The organism is Sandarakinorhabdus rubra (assembly GCF_010994245.1).
GTDB lineage: Bacteria > Pseudomonadota > Alphaproteobacteria > Sphingomonadales > Sphingomonadaceae > Sandarakinorhabdus > Sandarakinorhabdus rubra.
In genome coordinates, this window is the sequence record NZ_WMHO01000471.1 from 1 (window position 1) to 570 (window position 570).

Here is a 570-nt window from a genome sequence, read left to right on the forward strand (position 1 = left end):
CCGCTGGACAAGCGCAGGCCGGTGCGCTGGCCGCCGAGCCGCTGCTGTTGGCCCGTGCCCGTGGCCCGCTGCCGCCGGCACCAATCACGCTTGCAACGCCGGCCGGCAGCGCCAGCGTCGCTCTTGCTCCGGGCGGCAACTGCTTCAATCTCAACAGCGTTGCCATAGGGCCGCCGGGACGCACCGTCACGCGCGCGCTGGGTGTTGAACAGCTGGCCCGGCTGCTTGGCCTGCTTGACGTGCCGTCAGACGAGGCGCGCCGCATCGCCGCCGCCACCGCCGACTGGATCGACATCGACAACCAGCCCGGCCCCGGCGGCGCCGAAGACCCGGCCTATGCCCGCGCCGCCACACCCTATCGCACCGCCGGCACGCTGCTCGCCGACGTATCGGAATGGCGGGCAGTCGCTGGCGTCACCCCGGCCATCTATGCCCGCGCCCGGCCGCACCTGTGCGCGCTGCCCGAGACCGAGCTGTCACGGCCCAACATCAACAGCCTGACGCCCCCCGAGGCGCCGCTGCTCGCCGCGCTGGCCGGGGTTGACCTGCCTACCGCCAGGGCGGCGGTCA

At 73.7% G+C, this 570-nt stretch carries 1 protein-coding gene; it reads left to right on the top strand.

The window, feature by feature from the left end:
* On the top strand, positions 1-570 hold a 570-nt coding region (locus GJV64_RS15350), incomplete at both ends, for a type II secretion system minor pseudopilin (protein ID WP_164158391.1).